This window comes from Pedobacter aquae (genome assembly GCF_008195825.1).
Classification (GTDB): domain Bacteria; phylum Bacteroidota; class Bacteroidia; order Sphingobacteriales; family Sphingobacteriaceae; genus Pseudopedobacter; species Pseudopedobacter aquae.
This window is the reverse complement of sequence record NZ_CP043329.1, coordinates 3,071,146-3,097,239: the sequence shown is the minus strand read 5'-3', so window position 1 is coordinate 3,097,239 and position 26,094 is coordinate 3,071,146. Positions and strand designations below refer to the sequence as shown.

The window sequence follows — 26,094 nt, the reverse complement described above, 5'->3', positions numbered from 1 at the left end:
AAATTTTAATTGATATGAATTTATCGCCTCATTGGGTTGATGAGTTCAATTTAAAAAATATACACGCTGTACATTGGTCTAGTGTTGGAAAGTTCGATGCTCAAGATGTAGAATTGATAAAGTGGGCCAAGGATAATAATTATATAATTTTTACCCATGATTTAGATTTTGGTACAGCATTAGCCTTAAATAAAGCTGAAAAACCAAGCGTTATACAGGTTAGGACTCAGAATGTAACTGTTAAACATTTAAGTGAAAAAGTTATCCCTACTATAAAAGAGTATAATAATTGGTTAGAGAAAGGCGCAATGATTATTATAGACGATTATAAAATGAGAATAAGAGTTCTTCCATTATAAATCACTACACAACCTATAAATATCCTTCGTGTTTCTTCCTAGTCCTTTATAATCTAAACCATAACCTACCACAAAGTCGTTAGCTATTTCAAAACCTATGTATGCTATCTCGTCTATTTTAACTTGTAAGGCTTCTGGTTTTAGTAGTAAACTGGCAACTTTAATGCTTGCCGGATTTTTAGTTTTAAACTTTTCTATCAAATAATTCAAGGTTCTTCCGGTATCTATAATATCCTCAACCAGAATAATATCTCTATTTTCTATATCTACACTTAAAGGATACTCTTCTATGATGTTACCTGAAGATTGTGTTTCGCCATGGTAAGAAGAAACTTTTACAAAAGCCATTTCACAACTGATGTTGATTTCCTTCATCAAATCTGCCATGAATAAAAAGCTGCCATTTAAAACCCCAATAAAAATAGGAACCTTCTCTTCATAATCAACATTCATTTGTATACCTAATAAGCGCACACGCTTTTCTATCATGTTAGCGTCTATAAAAGGCTCGAAGGTTTTATCGTCTATGGTTAAATTCATCATGTGGCTTGTTTCAACAAATTTAATTTTAAAAATGCATTTATTATTGTTTTATAATTCATCTATTAGATTTTATATAATCTGTATATTCAAATTTTATTTATCTAAAATTTATACCATGTTAGTAATTAAGAGCCACGACGAGTTTGCGTCTCATTTAGGAAAAGAACTAGGTTTTTCTGATTATCATACCATCACCCAAGAGCAAATAAACTTATTCTCTGATGCTACTTTAGACCATCAATGGATACATACCGATACAGAAAGGGTAAAAACAGAAAGTCCGTTTAAAGCAACTATTGCTCATGGTTATCTTACTTTATCTTTAATCCCATACTTATGGAAACAAATTGTTGATATCCAAAACCTGAAAATGGAAATTAATTATGGGATAGAAAAATTGCGTTTTGCACAAGCTGTAACAGTAAATAGCGAAGTAAGATTGGTGGTTACATTGGTTGATATTGCCAATTTACGTGGTGTTACAAAAGCAACCATTGGCATAACCTTAGAAATTAAAGACCAAAAGAAAGCTGCTTTTACTGGAGAGGCCGTTTTCTTATACCATTTTATCTAATTGGCATTAAATTAGCCTAGCATTCATATCTATTAAAATTAATGAAGATATGAAAAACAAATTTTTTAAAATGGTTATGGGCTTTGCAATTGTTGGAGCCGTGGCTACAGGATGTAGCTCTACCAAAGACTCAACAAGCACTACAGATTCTACAGGAACAACAGGTACTACAAACCAATCTGGCACTGGCGGAATGAACGGAACTGGTACCACAACAGACACTACTTCAACTACACCAAATGGTGGTAGCGGCGGAGGTGGCACTACAACTACTCCTCCACAATCTAATTAAGTGCTAAAGAGCATTTGAAATTTCAAATGCTCTTTTATTTTAAAAATCAATTGCTCTATTTATTAATTATCTTTGTGACTCTTTTATGGATCACGAAGTTTACAGATTAAAAAACGGCATTAGGATATTATTGAAACCAACGGTTTCGCCTATTGGGCATTGTTGCTTAATTATTAATGCTGGAGCAAGAGATGAAGAAGAAGGTAAACCAGGTTTAGCTCATTTTATTGAGCATTTACTATTTAAAGGCACTAAAAAACGTAATACCAACCAAATTTTAAATCGTTTAGAAGTTGTAGGGGCAGATTTAAACGCTTACACAACTAAAGAATATACTTGCTTACATGCTTCATTTTTACATGAACATTTAGAGCGCTCTATAGACTTATTACAAGATATTGCCTTTTTTTCTACGTTTCCGGAAGTAGAAATGGAAAAAGAAAAAGGCGTTATTATTGATGAAATATTAAGCTATGAAGACCAACCAGAGGAAGCTATAAATGATGACTTTGAAAGCTTGTTATTTAAAGGAAATACTTTAGGCGAAAATATTTTAGGAACTAAAGATTCTGTGTCTGCTTTCAAAAAAACAGATATTTTAAATTTTATAGCTAGAACTTATAACACACATGAAATAGTTTTCGCTATTAGCGGAAATTATAAAGCAGGCAGAGTTTGGGCTTTATGCGATAAATATTTTGGTATCATCCCAGAGAATAAAAAAGAAAAACAGCGTTTAAAACCAATTCCTAATCCTAAACAAGAACTTATCATTACTAAACCTATAAACCAAACACATTGTATTTTAGGTAGCCATGCTTATTCTTTTCATGATGATAAAAAACATGGTTTATTACTGTTAAATAATCTTCTTGGTGGTAACGGAATGAGCTCGAGGTTAAATTTAGAAATAAGAGAAAAGTACGGCATTGCTTATACTATTGAGTCTAATTATACCGCTTTTAGTGATTCTGGTATTTTCTCTATTTATTTTGGTACCGATGAAGAGAAGGCAAATAAAGCTTTAAAACTTGTACATAAAGAACTAAAAAAAGTAAGAGAACAAAAATTAGGTGTAGTACAGTTACAACAAGCTAAACAAAAATTTATTGGCCAAATTGCTTTAGGAGAAGAAAACCGCATGGGTGTTTTAATTTCTATGGCAAAAAGTTTAATAGATTTTAATAGGGTAGATTCTTTAGAAGAGGTATTTGCTAAATTAAATGCTGTTAGCGCATCAGAAATTTTAGAAATTGCTAATGAAGTTTTTAACCCTAATTTGTTAAACCTTTTGATGTTTAAACCAGAGGAAGAAAATTAGTACAAGAAGTTTTTATTCTCCCAAGCAAAAACATAACTATCCTCAAAAGAGCCGTCTATATTTCTTGTTTTTTGATGCAAGACGCCCTCATGTTTAAAACCCATTTTTTGATAAATTCTTAAGGCTTTTTTGTTAGATGCTCTTGATTCTAGCTCTACTCTTTTAATATCTGGTCGGTGTTTTTCTATTTCACTTAAAAACCTTTGAAAAAGTTCAGTCCCTAATCCCTGATGTTGATAATCTCGATGTACCAAAATGGTTAAATGGGTTAAAACATGATCAAATATTCCTATACCGTATTTATGAGCATGAATTGCAGCAATAACTTTTTCTGTTGTTCTTTCTTCACCTAAGAATAATAAACCTTCTTTTTTAATGATATTGTTAAAAACATCATCAATAAAAAGGATATCAATTTCTTCTGGCGCTCTGGCGATGCCATTTTGTTTTTTAGAAACATCCAGATACAAATTAAAAAGTGCTTCTTTATCTGCTAAAGAACCTTTTCTAATAAACATCATTAGCTTTCTGTAGATTTAAAAGCGTTCCAACCTTGAGCTTTTAATTCATGTGCATTTCCAGACCGAGTGATTAAGTAATTACCAGCGTTTTCTTCTGTGATATAACCAATGACAGAAATATCAACATCGTGTTTTAAGCGGTCGTAATCTGCTTGTTTTATGGTAAATAATAGTTCATAATCTTCTCCGCCATTTAAAGCACACACGGTTGGATCTAAACCAAAATCGCGAGCCATTTCTACAGTTTGTGGGTCTATAGGAAATTTTTCTTCATACAACTTACAACCTTTTTTAGATTGTTTGGTAATATGTAATACTTCGGAAGCTAAACCGTCTGATATATCTATCATAGAAGTTGGTTTAATTTCCATCTTCTTCAATAAATCAACAATATCTAATCTTGCTTCTGGTTTTAACTGGCGTTCTATGATATAATCTTTACCTTCTAAATCGGGCTGAATTTTAGGATTTGCTAAAAAAACTTGTTTCTCTCTTTCTAACAATTGTAAACCTACATAAGCGCCACCTAAATCGCCAGAAACGCAAATTAAATCTCCTTCTTGTGCGCCATTACGGTAAACAATATCACTTTCATCAGCATAACCGATACTGGTAACGCTGATAACTAAACCCTGTCTGGAAGAAGTGGTGTCTCCGCCAATTAAATCAATTTGATATTTATCACAAGCCAGTAACATACCAGCATATAATTCTTCTATAGCTTCTAATGGAAATTTACTAGAAAATCCTAATGATACGGTAACATGAGATGCCATCCCATTCATGGCATAAATATCACTTAAGTTAACTTGGATAGCTTTATAACCCAAGTGTTTTAAAGGTGTAAAAGCTAAATCAAAATGTATGTTTTCTAGAAGTAAATCGGTAGAAATTAAGGTTTTTTTATCTTTAAAATCTAGAACAGCTGCGTCATCACCAGCGCCTTTAATAGTGGTATCAAGGTTTAATTTTATATTTTTTGTTAAATGGTCTATTAAACCAAACTCTCCTAAATTTGCTATTTCTGTCTTCTGCGTATTCTCGAACATGCTTAAATTCTTTTTGAGATACAAAAGTGCAAAAAATTACTCATTAAGTTTTACCTGGTCTTTATCAGTTGTAAGGCTTTTTCTAGCTGATAATCTTTACCATTTAGCTCATCCACGAAAGTGTTAATTACTTCATACTGAGGAAAAACACCTCTCCCAACTATATTTTGTGAGGTATTTGGTTTGATAACTTTTAAAGGTAAACGCAATTTTAGTTTAGTATTTGGTAGGTTAACATACGGTATTGTTCCTGCTGTACATTGGTTATAAGCGCCACCAGTTTCTTCGCCAATAAAAATTCCTCGTTTTACACCTTGTAAGTTTGCTGCCAATAAAGAAGTTGCAGAGTATGATAAGCCGTTTATCAATACATATAAATCATTTTTGTAAACGTTCTTTTTTGGGTTTAAAGCTTTATGAGTTCTTAAAGCCGTATAAAAACCAGCTGTATCTTTTTTTATGGTTAAATGTGGAAAAGGGAAGTTATAAAACCATGAATTTTGGAAATATTTACGGGTAGATATATACCTTTCTTTAACCTCAACCCTTTGGTTAAATATGGCTGCTTTATCATATAAATACTTAAATAATTTATTGCAAGCACTTAATTTTCCGCCTGTATTTCCTCTTAAATCAAGAATTAAACTGTTAATTTCTTGTTCTTTAAGCTTTTTAAATGATTGCCTATAAAACTTACTAAAATTAGCTTGCTCAAAACTAAAGCTACCAACTTTTAAAGTAGCTATTTTGTTTAGGCTATCTATTTTTAAATTTAATATGGGTTTACCATCAGCATCTTTACCTAAATAAGCTAGTTTTTTGTTTACTTTCTTTGATGATGATTTAATTTTATTAAACCCTAAAGTGATATTTTTTACCAGTGTATCTTCTTTAATTTTTAATTGGATGCTATCGCTTTTTATAAAGTTTAATTGATAGTAATAACCAAAATTATTTTCTACGATATACGGATATAAAGTTTTATTAAAACCATCAGAACTAAATAATTGATTTGCTTTTTTAACGATACTATCTATAGGATAACCATCAATACTTAAGATTTGCATTTTAGGTTTAAGCCTATGATTTGAAGAATCTCTTACAGATTTAATCCAAACTTTATCATCATCTAAAGCTATTTTAAACTGATTAAAAGGATGAACTCCTTTTGCTTTTAATATATGTTTTTCTGCTACAGTGTATTTCTTATTAGGATAAACCAAACGTGTATGTCCGCATTTAATTTCTGTTATTAATGGAGCAACGTATCTATAAAACTCTAAAGAAGTTAAAGGTTTATGCAGCAGGTTTTCAACACTATCAAACTTATGATTTAAAACAGCAGCATCTATATACCAATAAATACCAGGATGTGCTTCTATTAAAGATGTTTTTAGAATTTGATAATCTTTTTTTAATGCTTCAACAGGATGTTTAATACTTAAAGCTTGATTATACTCTTTTTTAGATATACATGAAACCATCAAAACTATAGCAGATAGCATGAATAATTTCAAGATTTTCATCATTTTAGTTTAATGTAGAGAGAAAGCGTTAATAACATTTCTGCTATTGACGCCATTTTATTTTTTTAAAGACCTAATTTGGCTGATATATCTAGCATTCTTTCAATGGGCAGTCTTGCTCTTTCTATAATTTCACGTGGAACATCTACTTCAGGTAATTCGTTTTTTAAACATAAATACAGTTTTTCTAAAGTATTACGCTTCATATGCGGACAATCATTACAAGCACAAGTATTGTTTGGTGGTGCCGGAATAAAAGTTTTATCAGGATTTGCTTTAGCCATTTGATGGATAATTCCTGATTCTGTAGCTACAATAAACTCTTTTGCTTCATTCTTAATGGTATAATTTAATAAACCAGTAGTAGAGCCAATATAATCGGCCATAGCTAAAATATGATCTTCACATTCTGGGTGTGCAATAAATTTAGCTTGCGGATGGCGCTCCTTTAATTTGGTAATTTTTTCATGAGCAAAAATCTCATGAACCATACAAGCACCATTCCATAAAACCATATCTCTACCTGTTTTCTTCATCACGTAAGCACCCAAATTTTTATCAGGCCCGAAAATGATTTTCTGATCTTTTGGTAAGCTTTCTACAATTTGTACTGCATTGCTAGATGTACAAACAATATCACTTAAAGCTTTTAATTCTGCCGTACAGTTTACATAAGTAATAACTAAATGGTCTGGATATTTCTCTTTAAATTTCTTAAATAAGTGCGGCGGACAGCTATCAGATAAAGAACAACCTGCTTTACTGTCTGGTAATAATACTTTTTTATTTGGCGATAATATTTTGGCTGTTTCTGCCATAAAATGTACACCAGCAAAAACAATAATGGCAGCATCTGTTTTAGCAGCTTCTTGAGATAAGCCTAAACTATCACCAATATAATCTGCAATATCTTGTATATCAGCATCTTGATAGTAATGTGCAAGAATTACTGCATTTTTTTCTTTTTTTAATCGCTCTATTTCTGCGAATAAGTCTAAGGTTGGGTCAATATACTCATCAACAAAACCTTTTATGTTAATCTCTTCTAGTACGTTCATTTTTTTTCCTTATCCAAAGGTATAAATTTCAAAATAATGGTTTCTCCACTTTCTAATAATAACTAATTATTTATATATAAAATTCTTATTGTTTATTAAGGTGTTAGTTTGGTGTATATCTTTAAAGAGATTAATATTGATTTTTGACTTACTTTAATAATACTAACAATTTATTAACATTTATAAGTATTTATCTAATTGATTATCAGTATTCTTATAATTAGCAACAAAAATATTATATAATTATTCTGTTTAATATTAAGTATTTTTAAAACGTTAATAAATGTTGATTTGTTACTAGTAAGTAAGTGATAAGTTAATGTAGATTTTTAGTTTTAGCTACTTTGTTAACATTTTCAAATACTTTTGATTTATTACATACATTAAACTAACATCTTTTATACTTTTATACACATAAAACAAAGGCTTGTTTAAAACATAGCCATTTTAATATGAGAAATGTTGATTTCCTGGTTATAGGATCTGGTATTGCTGGTTTAAGTTTTGCCCTTAAGGCTGCAAAGCATGGTAAAGTTCTGATAGTTACAAAATCTAATGAAGACGAATCTAACACGAAGTATGCACAAGGTGGTGTTGCTGTAGTTGTGGATAATAAAGAAGATTCTTTTGAAAAACATATTAATGATACCTTAATTGCTGGTGATGGTTTGTGCGATAAGAACATTGTAGAGATTGTTGTTACTGAAGGTCCAGATAGAATTTCTGAAATTATTGAATACGGAGCTAAGTTTGATAAAGATAAAACAGGATTTTATGATTTAGCTAAAGAAGGTGGGCATTCAGAACATCGTGTATTACATTATAAGGATATTACAGGTTTCGAAATAGAACGTTCTTTATTAGAAGAAATACATCAAAACCCTAATATAGAAATACTTACGCATTATTTTGCGGTCGATTTAATTACCCAACATCATACAGGTGAGTTTGTTAACAGACATTCTGATAATATTGAATGTTACGGAATTTATGCTCTAAATACTGCCGATAATACTATAGAAAAAATTACATCAAAAATTACGGTATTAGCTGCTGGCGGTGCTGGCCATATTTATAGTTCTACCACAAACCCAACCATAGCAACTGGTGATGGTATTGCTATGGCTTACAGGGCTAAGGCTAAAGTTAGAAATATGGAGTTCATACAATTTCATCCTACTGCATTGTATAATCCTGGCGAGTATCCTTCTTTTTTAATTTCAGAGGCTGTAAGAGGTTTTGGAGGTGTTTTAAAAAGAAGAAATGGGGATGAATTTATGTATGAATATGATGAGCGTGGTTCTTTAGCTCCTCGGGATATTGTAGCAAGAGCTATTGATGCAGAGATGAAAAAGTCTGGTGATGATTTTGTTTATTTGGATATCAGACATCGTAAAAAAGAAGATTTACTTTCTCATTTTCCAAATATCTACGCTAAGTGTTTATCTATTGGGATAGATATGACAAAAGATATGATACCTGTTACGCCCGCTTGCCATTATATGTGTGGTGGTGTTTTAGTTGATGAATTTGGACGCTCATCTATTAAAGGTTTATATGCTTGTGGCGAGGTTACTTCTACTGGTTTGCATGGTGCTAATCGTTTGGCTTCTAACTCTTTATTGGAGGCATTGGTTTATTCTCATAGGATTTATTTAGATGCTAAGGATAGGTTAAATGAGTTTAATGTTCCTACTCATATTCCAGATTGGAATGATCAAAACACACAACTTTCTAATGAAGATATTTTGGTAACCCATAATATCCGCGAGATGCAGAAGATGATGAGCGACTATGTGGGTATTGTTCGTTCTGATTTTAGATTAGAAAGAGCCATGAGAAGGTTGCGACTTTTATATGAAGAAACGGAAGAGTTTTATAAGAGAACTAAACTTTCTGTTAAATTGTGCGAATTAAGAAATTTAATACAAGTTTCCTACATTGTCATAAAGTCAGCTACAGAGCGTAAAGAAAGTAGAGGATTACATTATACAACAGATTATCCTCAGCATGCAAAAGAACTAAAAGATACCGTATTATAATGGAACCATTGATATTGCCAGTTTTAGGAAAATTACCCAAATGGGGTAACGATTGTTTTATTGCACCAAATGCTACCATCGTTGGAGATGTTAAAATGGGTAATAATTGCTCAGTTTGGTTTAATGCAGTTATACGTGGCGATGTGAACAGCATCACCATTGGTCATGATACCAATATTCAAGATGGTGCTGTAATTCATGCAACTTATTTAAAAGCATCTACTACTATTGGTAATCAAGTTTCTATTGGGCATAATGCTTTGGTACATGGTTGTACTTTAAAAGACAAAGTCTTGGTAGGTATGGGCGCTATAGTTATGGATAATGCTGTGGTTGAAGAGTATGTAATTATTGCGGCCGGAGCTGTGGTTTTAGAGAATATGCTGTGTGAATCTGGTTATTTATATGCCGGAATGCCAGCTAAAAAAATAAAGCCCTTAACAGATAAGCAAAGGGCTTTATTAGATAAATTACCAAATAATTATATTTTGTACTCTAGTTGGTTTAAGGAAACTCTTTAGGAATTGTTATTTTCTCTTCTCTGTCCCAATTAGGTCTGATAATCAATTCTTTATCATAAAGCCATACTTTTTCTGGTTGGATGTTATTTTTAACATTTCCAGTATCATAGAGCTCGTTTTTATTGAGGTCTTCTACCACCTTAACATAATATTTGCCGTTGCTAATGGTGTTATAACTTAATAGAGAATTAGCATTAAGGGGTGTCTCTTTTAAAACTTGTTTTTTCTCGTTTAATAACTGAACAATATAATTTTTACTTGTATCTGCTCTGTCTACGTTAAGCGTTAAGTTGCCGTAATTTTCTATTTCATCCAACTCAATATCAAGGCTTATTTCTTTATTTTTTGTTCCGTAAATATCTGTAATTGCATTTTCTTTAAATACCAGACTATATCTTTTCTTTATCCGCCAAGGATAATTAACTCGTACAACCCTATTATTAGCATCAATGATATCAAAGCTAAAATTGGTTTGTGCCACAGAGTCAACCAGTACTTGTACTAAAGATTTATTAATACTAGCTAAAGGCAGGTTAGAGCTAAGTTCTAAAGATGTACCAGGTTTAATTTTTCCTGATATCAGGTTATTTTCAAACTTTATTGTTCTGGTATAATTATCTTTTTTGTTTCTGGTTAACTTAATGGTGTCCAGAACTTTATTGTTTTCACTTACGGCTAGTTTAAGCGAATCAAAAGTTATTTCTCTTAACCAGATTAAAGTTGTATCGGCGTTTTTTGAATATGATATGATGGGATTTTTAATCGTATTATCTAAAAATCTGATAGATGGCTTTTTAATAGCTTTATTAAAAATAAGGGTTATTCTTCCATCAGATTCTATTTTTTTATCTAATACCCTAAATTTCTCTGGTACTTCTTTAAACAGTTTTAAGACGATGTTAGCCGTATCTTTATTGAGTGTTAAGGGATTACCTAAAAATGCTATTTCTTCTTTAGGCGAGTTGTAAATCCTATCTCCAGATTCTTCTTTAAGTGCATATATTTTATAAGTTGCTTCTTTTAAGTTTTTGATAGCAAATACGCCAGATGAATCTGTAGTTGTAAAAATAGCAGGTCTTTTTTTACCAAATAAGGTATCTCGCTCTATGGGAAAAATAAAAACTGTAGCTCCTTTAAATGGCAAGTTATCATCTGAATTTAAAACCTTACCAGAAATTTGTAAAGAATCTATTTGTGGGCCTGTAGAAAATACGTAACTGTAATTTAGAAGTTTATTACTTTCGTTTACATCTGTAATAGCATTACCAAAGTTTATCGTGTAAGTAGTATTAGCTTCTAAAGTATCTTTCAGTTCTATCTCTAAACTTTTTTGTTTTATTTTAAAAACAGGAGGGTTTTCTTGTGCTGGCGAAATCGCAATTTCCGTAAACTCATTATTTAGTTTAAAATATTCATCAAATTCAATCAGTATTTTTTTATTGATAAAGTTGGTTGATAAATTTTTTGGTGTTTCTTTTAAAACCTTTGGTGCTTGCTCATCTTTTGGTCCGCCTTGTGGTGTTTGCATACTTGCACAAGCTTGGATAAGTAAAATCATCCAAGATAGAACGATGAAATGTATATTTTTTACCACCTTTTTATTTAAAAGCATTTTTATGCGATTTAAGACATTTTATCATTTTTATGAATATTATCATTAAAAATTTAAAAAAGTCGTTTATATCAAATATTTTAAATCTGTACTTTTTTATGTTAAAATACTGATAATCAATTACTTATTCATGTGAACCATTAATACCGAAACGTCAGATGGTGAAACTCCTGAAATTCTTGAAGCTTGACCTAAAGTTCTTGGTTTTATCTTCATTAATTTTTCTCTTGCCTCTTTTGATATAGAATTTAAGGAGTGATAATTAAAGTCAGGATTAATTTCTCTGTCTTCCATTTTTTTCATTTTCTCTACAATCTCCATTTCTTTATCAAAATAACTTTCGTATTTGATTTTTATTTCGGCTTGCTCAATAGTTTCTTTATTGTACTTATTTAAAGCCTCGTCAAAATGCTTACTCATTCTTCTAAGGTCTTTCATTTCTAACTGAGGCCTGCCAAGTAGATTGTGTAGTTTATAGCTTTGACTGATACTGCTTGTTCCTAATTCTTCTAATATTGGGTTAGCAATTTCTTTATCTATTTTAATTTCTTTTGCGAGGGCTATAATATCTTGAGCATTTTTAATTTTCTCTTTCACTAGGTTTAAACGGTCTTCACTTATCAAGCCTAATTCGTAACCAATAGGAGAGAGTCTTTCGTCGGCATTATCTTGTCTTAGAAGTAGCCTATGTTCTGCTCTGGAAGTAAACATTCTATAAGGTTCTTCGGTTCCTTTAGTAACCAAATCATCAATTAAAACGCCTATGTATGATTCTGATCTTTTCAGTATCAATTCATGTTTATCATGTACTTTTTGGTGTGCGTTTATTCCTGCAACAAAACCTTGTGCTGCCGCTTCTTCGTATCCTGTAGTTCCGTTTATTTGCCCAGCAAAGAATAGATTTTTTATCAATTTAGTTTCTAAGGTTAAACTTAGTTGTGTAGGAGGGAAGAAGTCATATTCTATGGCATACCCGGGTCTAAACATTTTGGCGTTTTCAAAGCCAGGTATTAATCTTAATGCTTTGTGCTGAATGTCTTCTGGTAAAGATGTAGAGAAACCATTTACATAGATTTCTACAGTGTTCCAGCCTTCTGGCTCTACAAAAATTTGATGTCTTTCTCTTTCGGCAAAGCGGTTAATTTTATCCTCAATGGAAGGGCAATATCTAGGTCCTAAACCTTTAATTCTTCCAGTAAACATAGGTGATTTTTCAAAACCTAGTTTTAAAGTTTCGTGTACTTCGCTATTGGTATAAGTTATCCAGCAACATCTTTGTTCGGTAGGAGTAGGAGTATCTGTAAAAGAGAATTTTCCTCTTTCTTCATCACCCCATTGTTCTTCCATTTTAGTATAATCTAATGACCTACCATCAACCCGCGGCGGTGTTCCTGTCTTCATTCTTCCAGCTTCAAAACCCATTTCTACCAATTGTTCTGTAATGCCAGTTGCAGATTTTTCTCCTGTTCTGCCGCCTCCCATTTTTTTCTCGCCAATATGGATAACCCCGTTTAAAAAAGTTCCGTTGGTTAAGACTACAGCTTCTGCCATGATCTCAATTCCTAAGGATGTTTTAACACCACAGACCTTATTATCTTTTACAATAATGCCGCTTGCCATGTCTTGCCAAAGATCTAAATTTGGTGTGCCCTCTAAGGTTAACCTCCATTCTTCTGCAAAGCGCATTCTATCATTCTGCGTACGCGGAGACCACATTGCGGGACCTTTAGAGCGGTTAAGCATTCTAAATTGTATGGTAGATTTATCAGCTATAATACCCGATTTACCACCCATAGCATCTATTTCTCTTACTATTTGCCCTTTGGCTACACCACCCATAGCGGGATTACAACTCATTTGGGCTATAGTGCCCATATTCATGGTTATAAGCAGTGTTTTTGACCCTAAGTTTGCTGCCGCTGTTGCCGCTTCGCATCCTGCGTGTCCCGCACCAACTACAATTACATCGTATTTTTCAAACATATATTTAATGTTTCACGTGAAACAATTTTCTTTTTTACCTTTATGTTCCACGTGGAACATAAAGGTTTTTTTTATTATGCTAGCTCAGATAATTCTAGCCAGCGCATAGATTTATTATCTAACTCTCTTTGCTTTTCCTCGATTAAATGTGAAGTTTTAATAATCTCATCAGGATTAGAGATGCTATTTAAGCTATCTGTTAAATTCTTGATGTTGTTTTCTAAAGCTTCTATTTCTTTATTTAAGTTTTCCAGTTCTTGCTTCTCTTTAAAAGAAAGCTTTGCTTTTTCTTTAGCAGGAGCAGGACTCTCTATTTTTGTTTGTTGTTTTTTGGCTTGCTCTTTTTCTATTTGTTTAAGCATTTCCTGTTCTTCTCTATACGAAGAATAATTGCCGTTGTAGATTCTGATTTTGCCGTTACCTTCTAATATAAAAAGCTGTTCGGTTAATTTATCTACCAAATATCTATCGTGTGAAACTAAAATTAAAACACCCGGATAGTTTTCTAAGAACTCCTCTAAAACGTTTAAAGTATCAATATCAAGATCATTAGTGGGCTCATCCAGTATTAAAAAGTTTGGGTTTTTAATTAATACTTTCATGAGGTGTAATCTTTTCTTTTCGCCTCCACTTAATAAGCTTACAAAGCCATGTTGTTTTTTTGGTGGGAATAAGAAAAGTGTAAGCAATTGAGAAGCTGTTATCACACTGCCATCTGCCAAGGTTATATATTCGGCAATATTCTTAACAACATCAATAACACGTTCATCTTCCTGAAAGCTTAAACCCGATTGATGGTAATACCCAAAAACTGTGGTCTCGCCTTTTTTAATGGTTCCAGCATCCTCTTTTAGCTCTCCGGTAATCAAATTTAAGAAAGTAGATTTTCCCGTTCCATTCTTTCCCGTTAAGCCAATTTTATCTCCCTTTTTAAAGGTGTAAGAAAAATCTTCAATAATAGCTACATGGTTAAATGTTTTATAAATATGTTCTATCTCCAGAATCTGATTTCCTTGTCTGCTTACTTTAACTTCTAACTTAACTTGCTCTTTAGCGCCGTTTCCTCTAGAGCGCTCTTCTAAATCATAAAAAGCATCTATTCTAGCTTTAGATTTTGTAGCCCTTGCTTGTGGCTGCCTTCTCATCCATTCTAACTCTTTTTTCAAGAGGTTTCTGTTCTTCGCTAAAGTAGCTTGGTCAGAAGCATCTTTTTCCGATTTCTTTTCTAAATAATAAGCGTATTTACCTTTATAAGAAAAAACCTGACCATTGTCTAGCTCAATAATTTCATTACAAACGTTATCTAAAAAATAACGATCGTGGGTAACCATTAAAATAGTTTTACCACCAGTATTCAAGAAACTCTCTAACCACTCTATGGTATCAATATCTAAATGGTTGGTTGGCTCGTCTAATACGTATACATCTGGCTCATCTATCAAGAGCTTAGCTAAACTTAACCTCTTTTTTTGTCCACCAGAAAGGTTAGATATTTTCTGATGTAAATCATGAATACCTAATCTTCCTAAAATGGTTTTGATTTGATGTTCATATTCCCAAGCATCAAGGTTACTGAGCTCTTCTGTAAGTTCGTTTATTTTGTCTAAGTCTGGGTTTTCTTCTTCCAAGAGTTCTTCATACTCTCTAATGATTTGTTGCTGCCTGTTATCTAAACTAAAAATAAAATCGCTGATGCTAGCGTCCGCACTAAATTTAGGATCTTGTTCTAAATAACCAAATCTGATATCTTTTGCCTTTACTACTTTTCCTTCGCTAGGTAATATTCTTTCTGCTAGCAATTTCAATAGGGTAGATTTTCCGGCTCCATTAATACCTACTAAAGCTACTCTTTGTCCTTGCTGTATGCCAAAAGTTAAATTTCTGAAAAGCCAATAATCGTTAAAGGCATGGCCTAATTGTTCTGCTGATACTATACTCACACTATTTCTTTTATGATATCTGATGGATAGGTAAAAATTCCCTGATCTTCTTTTAATGATTGTTGATACATGGCTAACGCAATAACCGATGTTTTAATACTTCTATATTTTTTTAAAGAGCCTACTAACAGCGGGTCTATGGCTTGCATCAATACTAAAGCTATTTTTTCTCCAACACGTTTTTCTTTTCTTTCCCCTCTCAAAAGGGATGGTTGGTAAATATGTATAGCAGGGATGTTTAGCGCTTTTAGATCATCTTCTGTTTCGCCTTTAATTTTACTATAAAAATTTGATGATTGAGCATTAGCACCCAATGCAGAAACCAAATGATATTGTTTAACCTGATTTTCTACAGCAATTTTCCCTATTTCAATAGGGATATCGTGATCAATTTTTCTATAGTTCGATAAATCTGGTGTTTTAGCTCTGGTAGTTCCTATACAAGAAAAAATAACATCTGCTTTGATGTGTTCTTTGATCTCCGAAAGGTTAGAAAAATCTGTAATTATTTCTTTAAGTTTTGGATGATAGGTATTTAAAGACTTTCTTACCAGCGTAATAACTTCAGTATAAGCAGGCTCATGTAATAATACCGACAGTAATTCACTGCCAATAAGTCCGCTTGCACCAATTATAATTGCTTTTTTAGCCATTTTATCTAAAATCAATCTGCAAAAGTACGCATTTGTATCTTTGGAATAAATATTGTATGTTTAAACATGTAATTTTTTATATAAAAAGACAAGTAGTATTTAGAAATATTTCAAGATGAAAACGATAATACACAAAGCTTCTGATAGAGGAGCGAAACAAATTAGCTGGTTAAAAAGCTACCATTCTTTCAGTTTTGGCGATTATCAAGACCCAAATAAAATGAGTTTTGGCTTGTTGAGGGTTTTAAATGATGATTATGTAGAGCCAGGAATGGGTTTTGGCATGCATGGCCATGAAAATATGGAGATTGTAAGTATTCCGCTTTATGGTTCCTTAAACCATCAAGATAGTATGGGTAACGATGCTGTAATAAAAACGGGCGATGTACAAATTATGAGTGCCGGAACAGGTATCAGGCATGCAGAATTTAATGGAAGTAAATCTGAAGCAGTAAAATTTTTACAGATTTGGGTTTTTCCTAAGCAATACAACATAGCGCCTAGGTATGCGCAAAAGTCATTTGAGGAAGCAGATAAACATAATCAGTTTTTAACAGTTGTTTCTCCTGACCAAGAAAACGAGCAAGCTGTTTGGATTAACCAAGATGCCTGGTTCTCTTTAGCTAATTTAGACGCTGATAAAGAGCTTCAGTATGATTTAAAAGGGAATGCTAGCGGAGTATATATTTTTGTATTACAGGGTCAGTTAAGCGTGGCAGAACATGTTTTAGATAACAGAGATGCTATTGGTGTTTACGATACAACATCAGTAGTTGTAAAAGCTCATTTAGACACCAAGCTTTTGGTGATTGAGGTTCCAATGGCTTAATGATAAAAAAGGGTTAAACTGAAAACTTTAACCCTTTATAAATGCTCTCTTAGCCAAATAAAAATCTTCTTTCTCAGTCATTTTAGCCTTTTCTTCTTTTTTCTTATCGGGGTAACCCAAAAGGTGTAGTGTGCCGTGTATGATAACCCTGTGCAATTCATCGCTTACAGCAACTTTAAAGGTTTTGGCATTTTCTTTTACCCTGTCAATACTGATAAAAATATCACCATAAATAATTCCCTTTTCCTCGCTATGATCAAAAGTGATGATATCTGTAAAGGTATCATGGTTTAAGTATTGCTTATTGATGCTTAACAAATAATGATCAGAACAAAATATAAAATTGAGTTCTCGTAACTGATGATTTTCTTCTTCTATGGTAGCGTTTATCCAGTTTCTAACTGCATTTTTCTGTTTAAGAGCATAGGTAGTATCTTCTTCAAAAAAATTTATGGGCAGTTTTTTCATCAAATCTTTGTTTATGCAAAGATGAAGATTAGAACTTAAAATGTAGCTCTACTTCATTACCTTTTGTATTAAAAATACATTGGTCTGCCAGTTGTTTCATAATAAAAACACCTCTACCGCTTAAATTCTCTAAATTTTCTGGTGCTGTTGGGTCTGGCAGGTTATTAAAATTAAAACCTTCACCTTGGTCTGCAATTGTAAAAACCAATCTTTTTTGATTGATAATTTCTAAATTTAAGTAAACCAATTTATTTGGATTTTGCTTATTACCATGAAAAATGGCGTTTGTAACCGCTTCGTTAAGGCAAGTCATTAAATTAGCGTAAACATCATCCCCTATATTTAAAGTAGCAACAAGATCATCAACAAAATTTTCAACTACAGCCACACTATTCTCATTAGAAGGAAGTTGAAGAGAATAGAGCCCTTTATCCATTATCCCTGAAAGATTACTCATAACTATTTCCTCTTATTTAATTTTTTAAAGTAATCACTAATTTTTGACTTATAAAAATTATTTAACGCTGGAGATACTGTTTTTAGCATTTCAGCCTCATTTTCTTTTATTTTTTCATATTCTTTAAGCACTAAATTATAATTTGGTGCAAATTGTTTTCCGGCTTTACTTTCTTTTTGCGTGTCCTGTTCTCTTTCTCTTTCGGCTTTTTCTGCTTCTAAAAGCCTACTTTGTATGTCTTGCTGCCTGTTAATAGCCTCTTGTGTTATACGTTTGTTTACGAGATCAGTTTCTGTTTGTTCCATGTCTTTCATGATTTTTTCCAGATTCCCTAATTTACCTTTCCCGTCTTTATTCAATTGTTGATTAAGCTCTTGTAAAGCTTGCCTAATCATTTGTTGTTGCTGTGCCATTTCAGAAAACTGCTGGCTCATTTGTTTATTGCCTTTTTGCCCTTGTGGGATACCTTGCTGCTGCATTTGCTCTTTTGCCTTTTGCATGTTTTTATTAAGCTCCTGCTGCATCTTGGATAGTTGAGACATCCCCGGTTTAGGTTTTCCTTTACCGCCAGATTTAGCATTCTTCATCGCATTTTGCAACTGTTCTAAGGCTTCGCTAAGCATTAAAGACAAATTATTGATAGCCGTTAAAGCATATTGCTGATTTCTATTTACCTCAGCAATTTTACGTTCTGTAAGGTTTTGCAAAGCTTCTGCAATTTGTTGGTTAATTTGGCTTATCTCTTTATTTACCGTAGCCGATATTTGCGGAACCCGTTTGCTTAAACTATATAAGCTATCTTCTACCAGCTTTAAATTATCCTTTATATTTCTTTGTTTCTGCCCAATTTCATTAAACCTGGGGTCGTTAATGTTGGTATTCTTAAGATCAAGCATCAATTTTTCTTGGTCGAAAGAGCTTTTTAACAAGTTTTGTAAAATTTGCCTTAAAGCCTGTGCATCAACTTGGTTTTCTTGCGCTTCTTCTTCGTTTTGCATTTCTTTTAGCTCATTAGCCATTTTTTGCATTTCAGAAGCAGCATCTTTTTGCGCTTCATTGGCTTTTTGCTTGCGGTTTTGCGTTAAGTTCTCTTCTGCCTCTTGAAGTTTCTTTTCAATAGCTTGTTGTTGTTCTTTTTGTTGATCAAAATTTTCTGGCTGCTCTAAAAGCTGATTTTTTTCCGCTATTTCTTTTAAATCTTCTTTAAGTGTATTAAACTCTTTTTTAATTTCTTTTTGTTGATTTATATCTGGTTTAGTAATGTTTTCCTCTTGTTTTTTTGTAAGGCCTTCCAGTTTATCTATAGCCTGATTTATTTTTTGTTCAACCTCTAGTTGCTTGTAAAGCTCAAGAATACGGTCTAATTCTTTTTTTAGCGACTTTTGGTCGCTTTGCACCTGCTTTAGCTCTTGGTTAGGAACATCACTAAGCTTTTGCTCCAACATTTTCTGAATTTCTTTCAATAAAGATTTAGTCTTCTCATCCAATACATTATCAAATAGATCTTGTATCTGTTTTTGCTTTTCTAGAAGTTCTTTGTTATTATCCAGCTGGTTGCGCTCTAGCAAATTCTTCTGATTTTCTTTACTTATTTCTTTAAGCAACTCTTCTAGCTTTTGTTGTTTATCTAGCAATTCTTGTGCTTGTTTTTGCTGAGTATAATCCATACTCTTAGTATTTAACAACTCTTGGTTTAGCTTTCGGGCTTCATCTTGTATTTTCTGAGCCTGCTTTATGGCATCAGAAATTTTTTGCTTAACATTTTGGGTGCTTTCCTCTACTTTTTCTACAAGCTCAGCTTTGCTTAAAAGCCTGTAAGTTTTAAGACTTGTTCTGCTGCTTTTAGGCCCGTTTACACCATCATTATCAGTAACTTCAAAATAATAAGCAATTTCTTCACCAGCCTTTATACCCGTATTACTAATGGGCCAGAAATAAAAGAAACTACTTTCTAAACTGCCTTTTTGAAGTTTTACTGGAGCCTTAAACTGCTTTCCTAATCTGTTTTTATCTTTAGATGATGTAATCTTATAGTGAAAACTTAAGCTGTTTAAACCATAATCGTCGCTAGCTTTTCCAATAAAATATAATACTTGGCTATTCAGCGAATCGGGTTTTTCTGTAGCCTCAATTTGTGGAAAAGCATCTGGTAAAACCTCTATCTGATAATTTAAAGCATCTTGTACAACCCAATTGTTCTGAGGCTTTAAGCTATATAAGGCACTTTTTGTTAGCTTAAGCTGATAGCTAAACTGGTTTTCTTTATGAGGTGTTAACCTGATGTTGTTTTTTAAATAATGGAAGTTTAGTGTAGTAGTGTTTTCTGCACCAATTAACCATTTCACAACCGTTCCTTCGGGTAAGCTAATATCTCCGGGGTTTTCTAAAACTTCGTTTTGCTTTTTTAGGTAAGCCGGATAAGTTAAAAATAGCCTAACACCTAAAATACTTGGTTTCTTACTAATTTTTAAAGTATAAGTATCAGAATAAAACTCGCCAGCTTTAAACCTAAAACTAACATCTTCTTGTAAGTTTTTAAAAGTATGGTTAAAGTGGATAATATCTTCCTGTGTTAATTTAAAGCTGTTAAGGCCATCTTCTATATAAACTTCCTGAGGTATTTCTGTTCCGCTAAGCTTAATTTGAAGCTCAAAATCTTCGCCTTGCACACCAGATAAGTTCTTGTTTAAAACCTCGAAATTAAAAGGAGCTTTTTTAACAAAGCGTTGGTTATGTTTGATAATTCTGCTGGTACCATCGGTAATAATGGCGGGTGTAGTAAAAGCTAAAACCAGCATCACCATAGCAGGAACAATAGCATAGCGCAGATATTTCTTGTTTTCACTAATTTTTATGGCCGATACAAACGGAATAGGCTGTAATTGCTTAACCCTTTGGTTAATACTGGCCAAAATTAAAGCCTCATGTTCAGGCTTATCAGTTAAAGCTTTCTGTAGTTGTAAGGTGTTAAGCAGTTTGTCTTTTACATCAGGAAAATGGTTTCCTATAATGATAGATGCTTGTTCGTGATTAATAAAAGCGCCTAGTTTTAAATATTTTAGTAAGTATTTACCAACCAGAAACCAAGCTAACGCAAGCTGGCTGATAAGGAACAAATAAAAAAGAATGGTTTTAGTAAGCGGATTAAAATAGCTGTAATATTCTGCCGTAATCACCAATAAAAAAACGACTAAAAAAATAGCGCATAGCCATATTAAGCCTCTAATAATTTTATTGAGGTAATATTTCCTGATGAAATCGTCTATCTTTTTTAAAAAGCCAGCGTAATCCATAAAAATGAAGGAATATTAAGCACAGTGGAAATATAACATTTAACCCTTTAATAATGATTTTATTATAGGATAAAATTAAAAACAAACCTTCTTTTAGCTAGAAAATGAAAATCTTCTGCTCATATTTTAACTCAGATATTGAAGATGATGTAATTTTTTTTAATTTTCCGACAAATTTTTATGTATGCCTGTAAAAACATTTGGGAGCGCCGTTTATGGGGTAGAAGCTCAAACCATCACCATTGAAGTTAATATTTCTGGAGGTAAAGCCGCTTATTTAATTGTGGGTTTGCCCGATAATGCTGTTCGCGAGAGTTTATTGAGGATAGAAAGCGCTTTAACAAACAGCGGTTTTCGTATGCCTCGCCAAAAATTGTGGTAAATATGGCTCCAGCCGATATCCGTAAAGAAGGCTCTGCTTACGATTTAACCATAGCAACCGGCATTTTAGCTGCCTCTGGGCAAATTGATGAAGATGATTTAGGCAATTACCTCATCATGGGCGAGCTTTCCTTAGACGGACAAGTAAAGCCTATTAAAGGCGCTTTACCTATCGCTATAAATGCTCAGAAAGAAAACATCAAAGGCTTTATTTTACCAAGTCAAAACGCTAGAGAGGCTGCCATTGTAAGTAAACTAGAGGTTTATGGAGTAAGTCATCTCTCAGAAATTGTAGATTTTTTTAAAGCGCAAAAGAAACCACCTTTAACTGTTGTGGATACCCGAGACGAGTTTTTTAAAGCCATTAACAATTACGATGCTGATTTTGCCGATGTAAGAGGACAAGAAAATATCAAAAGGTCTTTAGAAATTGCAGCAGCTGGTGGCCATAATGCTATTCTGATTGGTCCGCCAGGGGCAGGTAAAACCATGTTGGCAAAACGCTTACCTACCATTTTGCCGCCATTAAATTTGTACGAAGCCTTAGAAACAACTAAAATACATTCGGTAGCAGGTAAGCTTTCGGCTTCCGATGCTTTAATTACTACAAGGCCATTCCGCTCTCCACACCATACAGTTTCAGACGTAGCTTTGGTAGGTGGCGGAAGCAACCCTCAACCTGGCGAAATCTCTTTGGCGCATAATGGTGTGTTGTTTTTGGATGAATTACCAGAGTTTAAAAGAACCGTTTTAGAAGTTATGCGTCAGCCTTTAGAAGAAAGGCGTGTTACAGTGGCTAGAGCCAGAATGTCTGTAGATTATCCTTCTAGTTTTATGTTAATAGCGGCCATGAACCCTTGCCCATGTGGTTATTACAATCATCCCGAAAAGGAATGCGTTTGTGGTCCTGGTGTGGTACAAAAGTATCTCAGTAAAGTAAGTGGCCCCTTATTAGACCGTATAGATTTACATGTGGAAGTTACACCTGTAAATTTTGATGAACTGGCTTCAGAAAGAAAATCAGAACCTAGCGAGTTGATTAGAGAAAGAGTAATTAAAGCTCGTTTAATGCAAACCGAAAGGTTTAAAGAGCATCAAGGTATTAACGCAAATGCAGAAATGAGTCCGCAAATGGTAAGAGCTATTTGCATAGTTTCTGATGCCGGGCAGCAACTGCTAAAAACAGCTATGGAAAAGTTAGGCTTATCTGCCCGAGCTTATGATAGAATTTTGAAAGTAGCCAGAACCATTGCAGACCTTGCCGGAAGCGATGATATTGGCATAGAGCATTTAGCAGAAGCTATACATTTTAGAAGCTTAGACCGCGAAAGCTGGGCGGGTTAAAAGCATGACTTAAAACTTACAATCATTTTATCATAAATTTCGTTAATGATTAAAATTGTAAGATGATGAAGTTTGTAAAAATATTAAGCACTAGCATTTTTGCTTTATTTATAATAGCCTGCAATACCAACGGACAAGTACGTAAAAATAATGCAGTAAAGCTAGCGGCGCCAAAAGGTAAGGCTATTGCTGCTTTTGCATCGGGCTGTTTTTGGTGTTCAGAACATATTTTTGAAGCTGTTGTTGGTGTAGATTCTGCCGTTTCTGGTTATGCCGGAGGTACCGCTGTTAACCCAACTTATGAATTGGTAAATACAGAAACCACTGGTCATGCAGAAACCGTTTTGGTTTATTACAACCCTACTGTAGTAAGTTACGATGAATTGGTTGAAGTGTTTTTCTCTTCGCATGACCCTACAACGCCAAACCAGCAAGGTCCAGATAGAGGTTCTTCATACCGTTCGGTTTTATTCTATCAAACCGATGCGGAGAAAACCATCGCTATGAATGCTATTAAGAAAATAAGCAGCAGCAACAGGTTTAGTAAGCCAATAGTTACAGAGCTTGCGGCTTTAAAAGCCTTTTACAGGGCAGAAGAATACCATCAAGATTTTATAGAACATAACCCAAACCAATCTTATGTAAGGGCGGTTTCTATTCCAAGGTTCGAGAAGTTTAAGAAAACATACAAAGGAAAATTGAAGAAGGGGTATTGATGAGGGCGGAAAACAAGGCGGGATTTTTCTCGCCTCGTTTATTTAAACACATTGTCTTTATTGAAATTTAAGCCTAATAGTTTAGCCAGTGTACCTGCTATTTGCTTGGTAAATATTTCATCAGAATTTTTTACTTCGCCTTTTGCGGTTATAGTTGGCCCTATAGCTGCTATCCAAACCTGTTCTGAGCCGGGTATGCTTTTACCATGACTGGTCCAATTTCCAAAAGGAACCTCGCCACGGCCATGGTCTGTGGTAATCACTAAAGTGGTTTGGTTCTTATAAAAATCATCGTTTTGTAGATAATTCCATAAATCAGCAATCATATCATCGCTTTTACGGGCTTGCTCTATGTAAAATTTATAATCAGCAGCGTGTGCCATATCATCTGTTTCATCAAAACCTATATGTAAGAATTTAGGCTTATAAAACTTTAAATATTGTTTAGCTAACTGATAGGTAATCACATCCAACCTCACTTTATCAGATATAAAAGGAGGAGCTAAGCGCTGCATCTCATTTAATGCATTAAAGCTTTCATCCATTTCTGGAATTTCTAAATCTTCTATGCCTGCATTTATCACAAAATCTCCAACAGAATCATCTAGAATATAGTTAAAGACGTCCCAAGAAGAAAAAGAAGCTACTTTATTTTTAAATCCTTCTTGCTGGTTTAGCCATCTTAATACATTTTGGTTTTTGTTGTAAACTCTATTGTTATTTACGATACTGCTATCCACAAAACCAGAAAAAAGCTCGGCATACCCAGGGTAAGAAAACTTGGCTAGATTACTTACTGCCGCATAACTTTTTAAATCTCTATTGCCTATAATTTGACCGTTTTTAACAATCTGGCTCCATACAAAAGGCATCAATAGCGCCCTTCTTTTATGTACATCTTTATGCCAGAATTTTTTAAATAGATAATCTTTTTGGTTGTTGTAACGGCTGTAAATGAGCGAAGAATCTGCTCCTCTAAATAATTCTTGCCAGCGTAAACCATCTATGGTAACCAAAACCACTTTGCTTTCTGTTTGCGCAACAGCAGCAAATTGTAGAAACATCAAAAAGGATAATAAAATCTTTTTAGGCATCATCAATAATAATCAAAAAACAGAAGAGTTGAATTAATCAAACGATTATAAATCAACTCATCATAAAAACTTTACTTTTGCAAGAGTTTATAAAATAAAAAGCATGAGTACGGGCGATTATGTAGAAATAGGTTTTATTACCAAAACCCACGGTTTAAAAGGCGAGCTTCAGGTAGCATTTAGTTATGATGAACCCGAGAAATTAAAGCTTAAATCTGTTTATATAGAAATTGGTGGTAAAATGGTGCCTTATTTTGTTTCGCAGTTTAAACTATCACAAAAGCAATTGGGCTACTTTTTATTTGAAGATATTAATCATATAGACAAGGCACAGCCCTTGGCAAAAAAGAAAATTTTTCTAGCTAAAAGGCTGATGCCTAAAAGAAGTAAAGAAGAGTTCACTTATAAAGATTTAAAAGGTTTTACCGCTATTGATGAACAACATGGCGAACTGGGAGAAATTATAGAAGTAAGAGAATACCCACAGCAATTTCTAGCCACGGTTATGTATCAAGAAAAAGAAGTGTTATTTCCCTTATCAGAGGATTTAATATTAGGTATTGATATAGATAAGCAAGTTTTAAATATTAACCTTCCGGATGGTTTGCTGGATGTTTATCTTCAAGATTAATGAGCTATGAGATTTGATATCATAACCGTTTTACCAGCTTTACTAGAAAGTCCTTTTGCGCATTCTATTATGCAAAGAGCGCAAAAAAAAGGTCTGGCAGAAATTCATATTCATAATTTAAGAGACTACGCAAGCAATAAACACAAAAGTATTGATGATTATCCATACGGTGGCGGTAGCGGTATGGTTATGCAGATAGAACCTTTTGCCGCTTGCATAGAAAAATTACAGGCCGACAGGGTTTATGATGAGATTATCTTTATGACACCAGATGGCGTTACTTTTAAACAAGAAGTGGCTAACGAGCTTTCTATTAAAGGTAATATCATGATTCTTTGTGGGCATTATAAAGGTATAGACCAAAGAATTAGAGATGTATTTGTAACAAGAGAGATTTCTGTTGGAGATTTTGTGCTTTCTGGTGGCGAGTTACCCGCTGCTTTAATTGTTGATGCTGTGGTAAGATTAATACCTGGTGTTTTATCAGACGAAACATCGGCTTTGTCTGATTCTTTTCAGGGCGACTTGTTAGACGCACCAGTTTACTCAAGACCGGCTGATTGGCGAGGCCACCAAGTTCCCAATATTTTATTGAGTGGAGACCAAGCTAAAATAGAACAATGGCGTTATGAACAAGCTTTAGAACGTACCAAAAAACGCCGACCAGATTTGCTAGAATAAGCCTATAATGGAAGTTTTTTTAATTGATGAACTACAAAAAGCAATTATTTTTCTTTTTTTAAGACGAAATAAAGCACAATTCTTCAAATAAATAAGACATCTTTTAAAGGAAAAAACAGCTAAACTGTTCATCCACAGCTAGTATGGGCTTCAGATGTAGATAAGCTGTCAATTGTGGAAAATTTTAATTATGTTTTTTATTATCA

General features: G+C 33.4%; 23 protein-coding genes and 1 pseudogene. 11 read left to right on the top strand and 13 right to left on the bottom strand.

The genetic code is table 11. From position 1 onward, the window contains the following. Positions 1 to 14: 14 nt before the first annotated feature. Positions 15 to 359: a DUF5615 family PIN-like protein gene (locus tag FYC62_RS13595; RefSeq protein ID WP_240534742.1), complete on the top strand. Its 345-nt coding sequence runs from the start codon at positions 15 to 17 to the stop codon at positions 357 to 359. Here the strand turns inward: FYC62_RS13595 and hpt are convergent. After that, a complete protein-coding gene (gene hpt / locus FYC62_RS13590; protein ID WP_149075929.1) occupies positions 354 to 899 on the bottom strand; it encodes a hypoxanthine phosphoribosyltransferase in 546 nt (181 codons plus the stop codon). The genes FYC62_RS13595 and hpt overlap by 6 nt on opposite strands. 118 nt (positions 900 to 1,017) lie before the next feature. On the opposite strand from hpt, the gene FYC62_RS13585 reads away from it, so the two are divergent. The 3 genes from FYC62_RS13585 (at position 1,018) to FYC62_RS13575 (ending at position 3,089) form a co-directional block, all read left to right on the top strand. Further along, positions 1,018 to 1,476: a MaoC family dehydratase gene (locus FYC62_RS13585; protein WP_039453886.1), complete on the top strand. Its 459-nt coding sequence runs from the start codon at positions 1,018 to 1,020 to the stop codon at positions 1,474 to 1,476. A gap of 49 nt (positions 1,477 to 1,525) precedes the next feature. After that, positions 1,526 to 1,768: a hypothetical protein gene (locus FYC62_RS13580; RefSeq protein WP_149075328.1), complete on the top strand. Its 243-nt coding sequence runs from the start codon at positions 1,526 to 1,528 to the stop codon at positions 1,766 to 1,768. Between the two features lie 85 nt (positions 1,769 to 1,853). Next, positions 1,854 to 3,089 (top strand): M16 family metallopeptidase, encoded by a 1,236-nt coding sequence (locus FYC62_RS13575; protein WP_149075327.1) that lies wholly within the window; start codon positions 1,854 to 1,856, stop codon positions 3,087 to 3,089. Here the strand turns inward: FYC62_RS13575 and FYC62_RS13570 are convergent. From FYC62_RS13570 to nadA, 4 genes are all read right to left on the bottom strand, one after another. After that, positions 3,086 to 3,610: a GNAT family N-acetyltransferase gene (locus FYC62_RS13570; RefSeq protein ID WP_149075326.1), complete on the bottom strand. Its 525-nt coding sequence runs from the start codon at positions 3,608 to 3,610 to the stop codon at positions 3,086 to 3,088. The two genes, FYC62_RS13575 and FYC62_RS13570, sit on opposite strands and share 4 nt — an antisense overlap. Further along, positions 3,610 to 4,659, bottom strand: coding sequence for a thiamine-phosphate kinase (gene thiL, locus FYC62_RS13565; protein WP_149075325.1), 1,050 nt, complete (start codon positions 4,657 to 4,659; stop codon positions 3,610 to 3,612). Before thiL ends, FYC62_RS13570 begins: the two co-directional genes overlap by 1 nt. Before the next feature lie 50 nt (positions 4,660 to 4,709). Then, positions 4,710 to 6,188, bottom strand: coding sequence for a S41 family peptidase (locus tag FYC62_RS13560; protein ID WP_149075324.1), 1,479 nt, complete (start codon positions 6,186 to 6,188; stop codon positions 4,710 to 4,712). Between the two features lie 62 nt (positions 6,189 to 6,250). Beyond that, the gene (gene nadA, locus FYC62_RS13555; protein ID WP_149075323.1) at positions 6,251 to 7,243 is read right to left on the bottom strand and encodes a quinolinate synthase NadA; all 993 of its coding nucleotides are present in this window, start codon (positions 7,241 to 7,243) and stop codon (positions 6,251 to 6,253) included. A 452-nt stretch (positions 7,244 to 7,695) separates the two neighbouring features. Here nadA and nadB point away from each other — a divergent pair, with 452 nt between their 5' ends. Both nadB and FYC62_RS13545 read left to right on the top strand, forming a co-directional pair. Then, positions 7,696 to 9,285, top strand: a complete 1,590-nt coding sequence (gene nadB / locus FYC62_RS13550; RefSeq protein WP_149075322.1) for an L-aspartate oxidase — start codon at positions 7,696 to 7,698, stop codon at positions 9,283 to 9,285. Then, entirely contained in the window at positions 9,285 to 9,806 is a 522-nt protein-coding gene (locus FYC62_RS13545; RefSeq protein WP_149075321.1) for a gamma carbonic anhydrase family protein, read from the top strand. The genes nadB and FYC62_RS13545 overlap by 1 nt, the downstream gene beginning before the upstream one ends. On the opposite strand, the gene FYC62_RS13540 is transcribed toward FYC62_RS13545, so the two are convergent. The 4 genes from FYC62_RS13540 to FYC62_RS13525 all read right to left on the bottom strand — a co-directional run bounded on the left by FYC62_RS13540 (position 9,790) and on the right by FYC62_RS13525 (position 15,994). After that, positions 9,790 to 11,364, bottom strand: coding sequence for an Ig-like domain-containing protein (locus FYC62_RS13540; protein WP_240534741.1), 1,575 nt, complete (start codon positions 11,362 to 11,364; stop codon positions 9,790 to 9,792). The genes FYC62_RS13545 and FYC62_RS13540 overlap by 17 nt on opposite strands. Before the next feature lie 174 nt (positions 11,365 to 11,538). Next, positions 11,539 to 13,401, bottom strand: a complete 1,863-nt coding sequence (mnmG, locus tag FYC62_RS13535; RefSeq protein WP_149075319.1) for a tRNA uridine-5-carboxymethylaminomethyl(34) synthesis enzyme MnmG — start codon at positions 13,399 to 13,401, stop codon at positions 11,539 to 11,541. Between the two features lie 74 nt (positions 13,402 to 13,475). Continuing rightward, positions 13,476 to 15,341: an ABC transporter ATP-binding protein gene (locus FYC62_RS13530; RefSeq protein WP_149075318.1), complete on the bottom strand. Its 1,866-nt coding sequence runs from the start codon at positions 15,339 to 15,341 to the stop codon at positions 13,476 to 13,478. Further along, complete coding sequence (locus FYC62_RS13525) at positions 15,338 to 15,994, bottom strand: NAD(P)H-binding protein (RefSeq protein ID WP_149075317.1); 657 nt, start codon at positions 15,992 to 15,994, stop codon at positions 15,338 to 15,340. The genes FYC62_RS13530 and FYC62_RS13525 overlap by 4 nt, the downstream gene beginning before the upstream one ends. Before the next feature lie 115 nt (positions 15,995 to 16,109). On the opposite strand from FYC62_RS13525, the gene FYC62_RS13520 reads away from it, so the two are divergent. Further along, complete coding sequence (locus tag FYC62_RS13520) at positions 16,110 to 16,823, top strand: pirin family protein (RefSeq protein WP_149075316.1); 714 nt, start codon at positions 16,110 to 16,112, stop codon at positions 16,821 to 16,823. A gap of 27 nt (positions 16,824 to 16,850) precedes the next feature. On the opposite strand, the gene ybeY is transcribed toward FYC62_RS13520, so the two are convergent. Genes ybeY through FYC62_RS13505 form a run of 3 tightly spaced genes read right to left on the bottom strand, consistent with a single transcriptional unit; the run spans position 16,851 to position 21,041 of the window. Continuing rightward, positions 16,851 to 17,291, bottom strand: coding sequence for an rRNA maturation RNase YbeY (gene ybeY, locus FYC62_RS13515; protein WP_149075315.1), 441 nt, complete (start codon positions 17,289 to 17,291; stop codon positions 16,851 to 16,853). 28 nt (positions 17,292 to 17,319) lie between these two features. Beyond that, positions 17,320 to 17,748 (bottom strand): ATP-binding protein, encoded by a 429-nt coding sequence (locus FYC62_RS13510; protein WP_240534740.1) that lies wholly within the window; start codon positions 17,746 to 17,748, stop codon positions 17,320 to 17,322. Between the two features lie 2 nt (positions 17,749 to 17,750). Further along, on the bottom strand, positions 17,751 to 21,041 hold the full coding sequence (locus FYC62_RS13505) for a DUF4175 family protein (RefSeq protein WP_149075314.1): 3,291 nt from the start codon (positions 21,039 to 21,041) through the stop codon (positions 17,751 to 17,753). 184 nt (positions 21,042 to 21,225) lie between these two features. Here FYC62_RS13505 and FYC62_RS13500 point away from each other — a divergent pair. Both FYC62_RS13500 and msrA read left to right on the top strand, forming a co-directional pair. After that, positions 21,226 to 22,766 (top strand): annotated as a pseudogene (locus tag FYC62_RS13500) (YifB family Mg chelatase-like AAA ATPase). A 62-nt stretch (positions 22,767 to 22,828) separates the two neighbouring features. After that, positions 22,829 to 23,482, top strand: a complete 654-nt coding sequence (msrA, locus tag FYC62_RS13495) for a peptide-methionine (S)-S-oxide reductase MsrA (protein WP_149075313.1) — start codon at positions 22,829 to 22,831, stop codon at positions 23,480 to 23,482. A 38-nt stretch (positions 23,483 to 23,520) separates the two neighbouring features. On the opposite strand, the gene FYC62_RS13490 is transcribed toward msrA, so the two are convergent. Next, positions 23,521 to 24,576 (bottom strand): alkaline phosphatase family protein, encoded by a 1,056-nt coding sequence (locus FYC62_RS13490; protein ID WP_168199452.1) that lies wholly within the window; start codon positions 24,574 to 24,576, stop codon positions 23,521 to 23,523. Between the two features lie 103 nt (positions 24,577 to 24,679). Between FYC62_RS13490 and rimM the strand changes: the two genes are divergently transcribed. Both rimM and trmD read left to right on the top strand, forming a co-directional pair. Then, complete coding sequence (gene rimM, locus FYC62_RS13485) at positions 24,680 to 25,207, top strand: ribosome maturation factor RimM (RefSeq protein WP_039453862.1); 528 nt, start codon at positions 24,680 to 24,682, stop codon at positions 25,205 to 25,207. Positions 25,208 to 25,213: 6 nt separating this feature from the next. After that, positions 25,214 to 25,888: a tRNA (guanosine(37)-N1)-methyltransferase TrmD gene (gene trmD, locus FYC62_RS13480; RefSeq protein WP_149075311.1), complete on the top strand. Its 675-nt coding sequence runs from the start codon at positions 25,214 to 25,216 to the stop codon at positions 25,886 to 25,888. Positions 25,889 to 26,094: the final 206 nt, after the last annotated feature.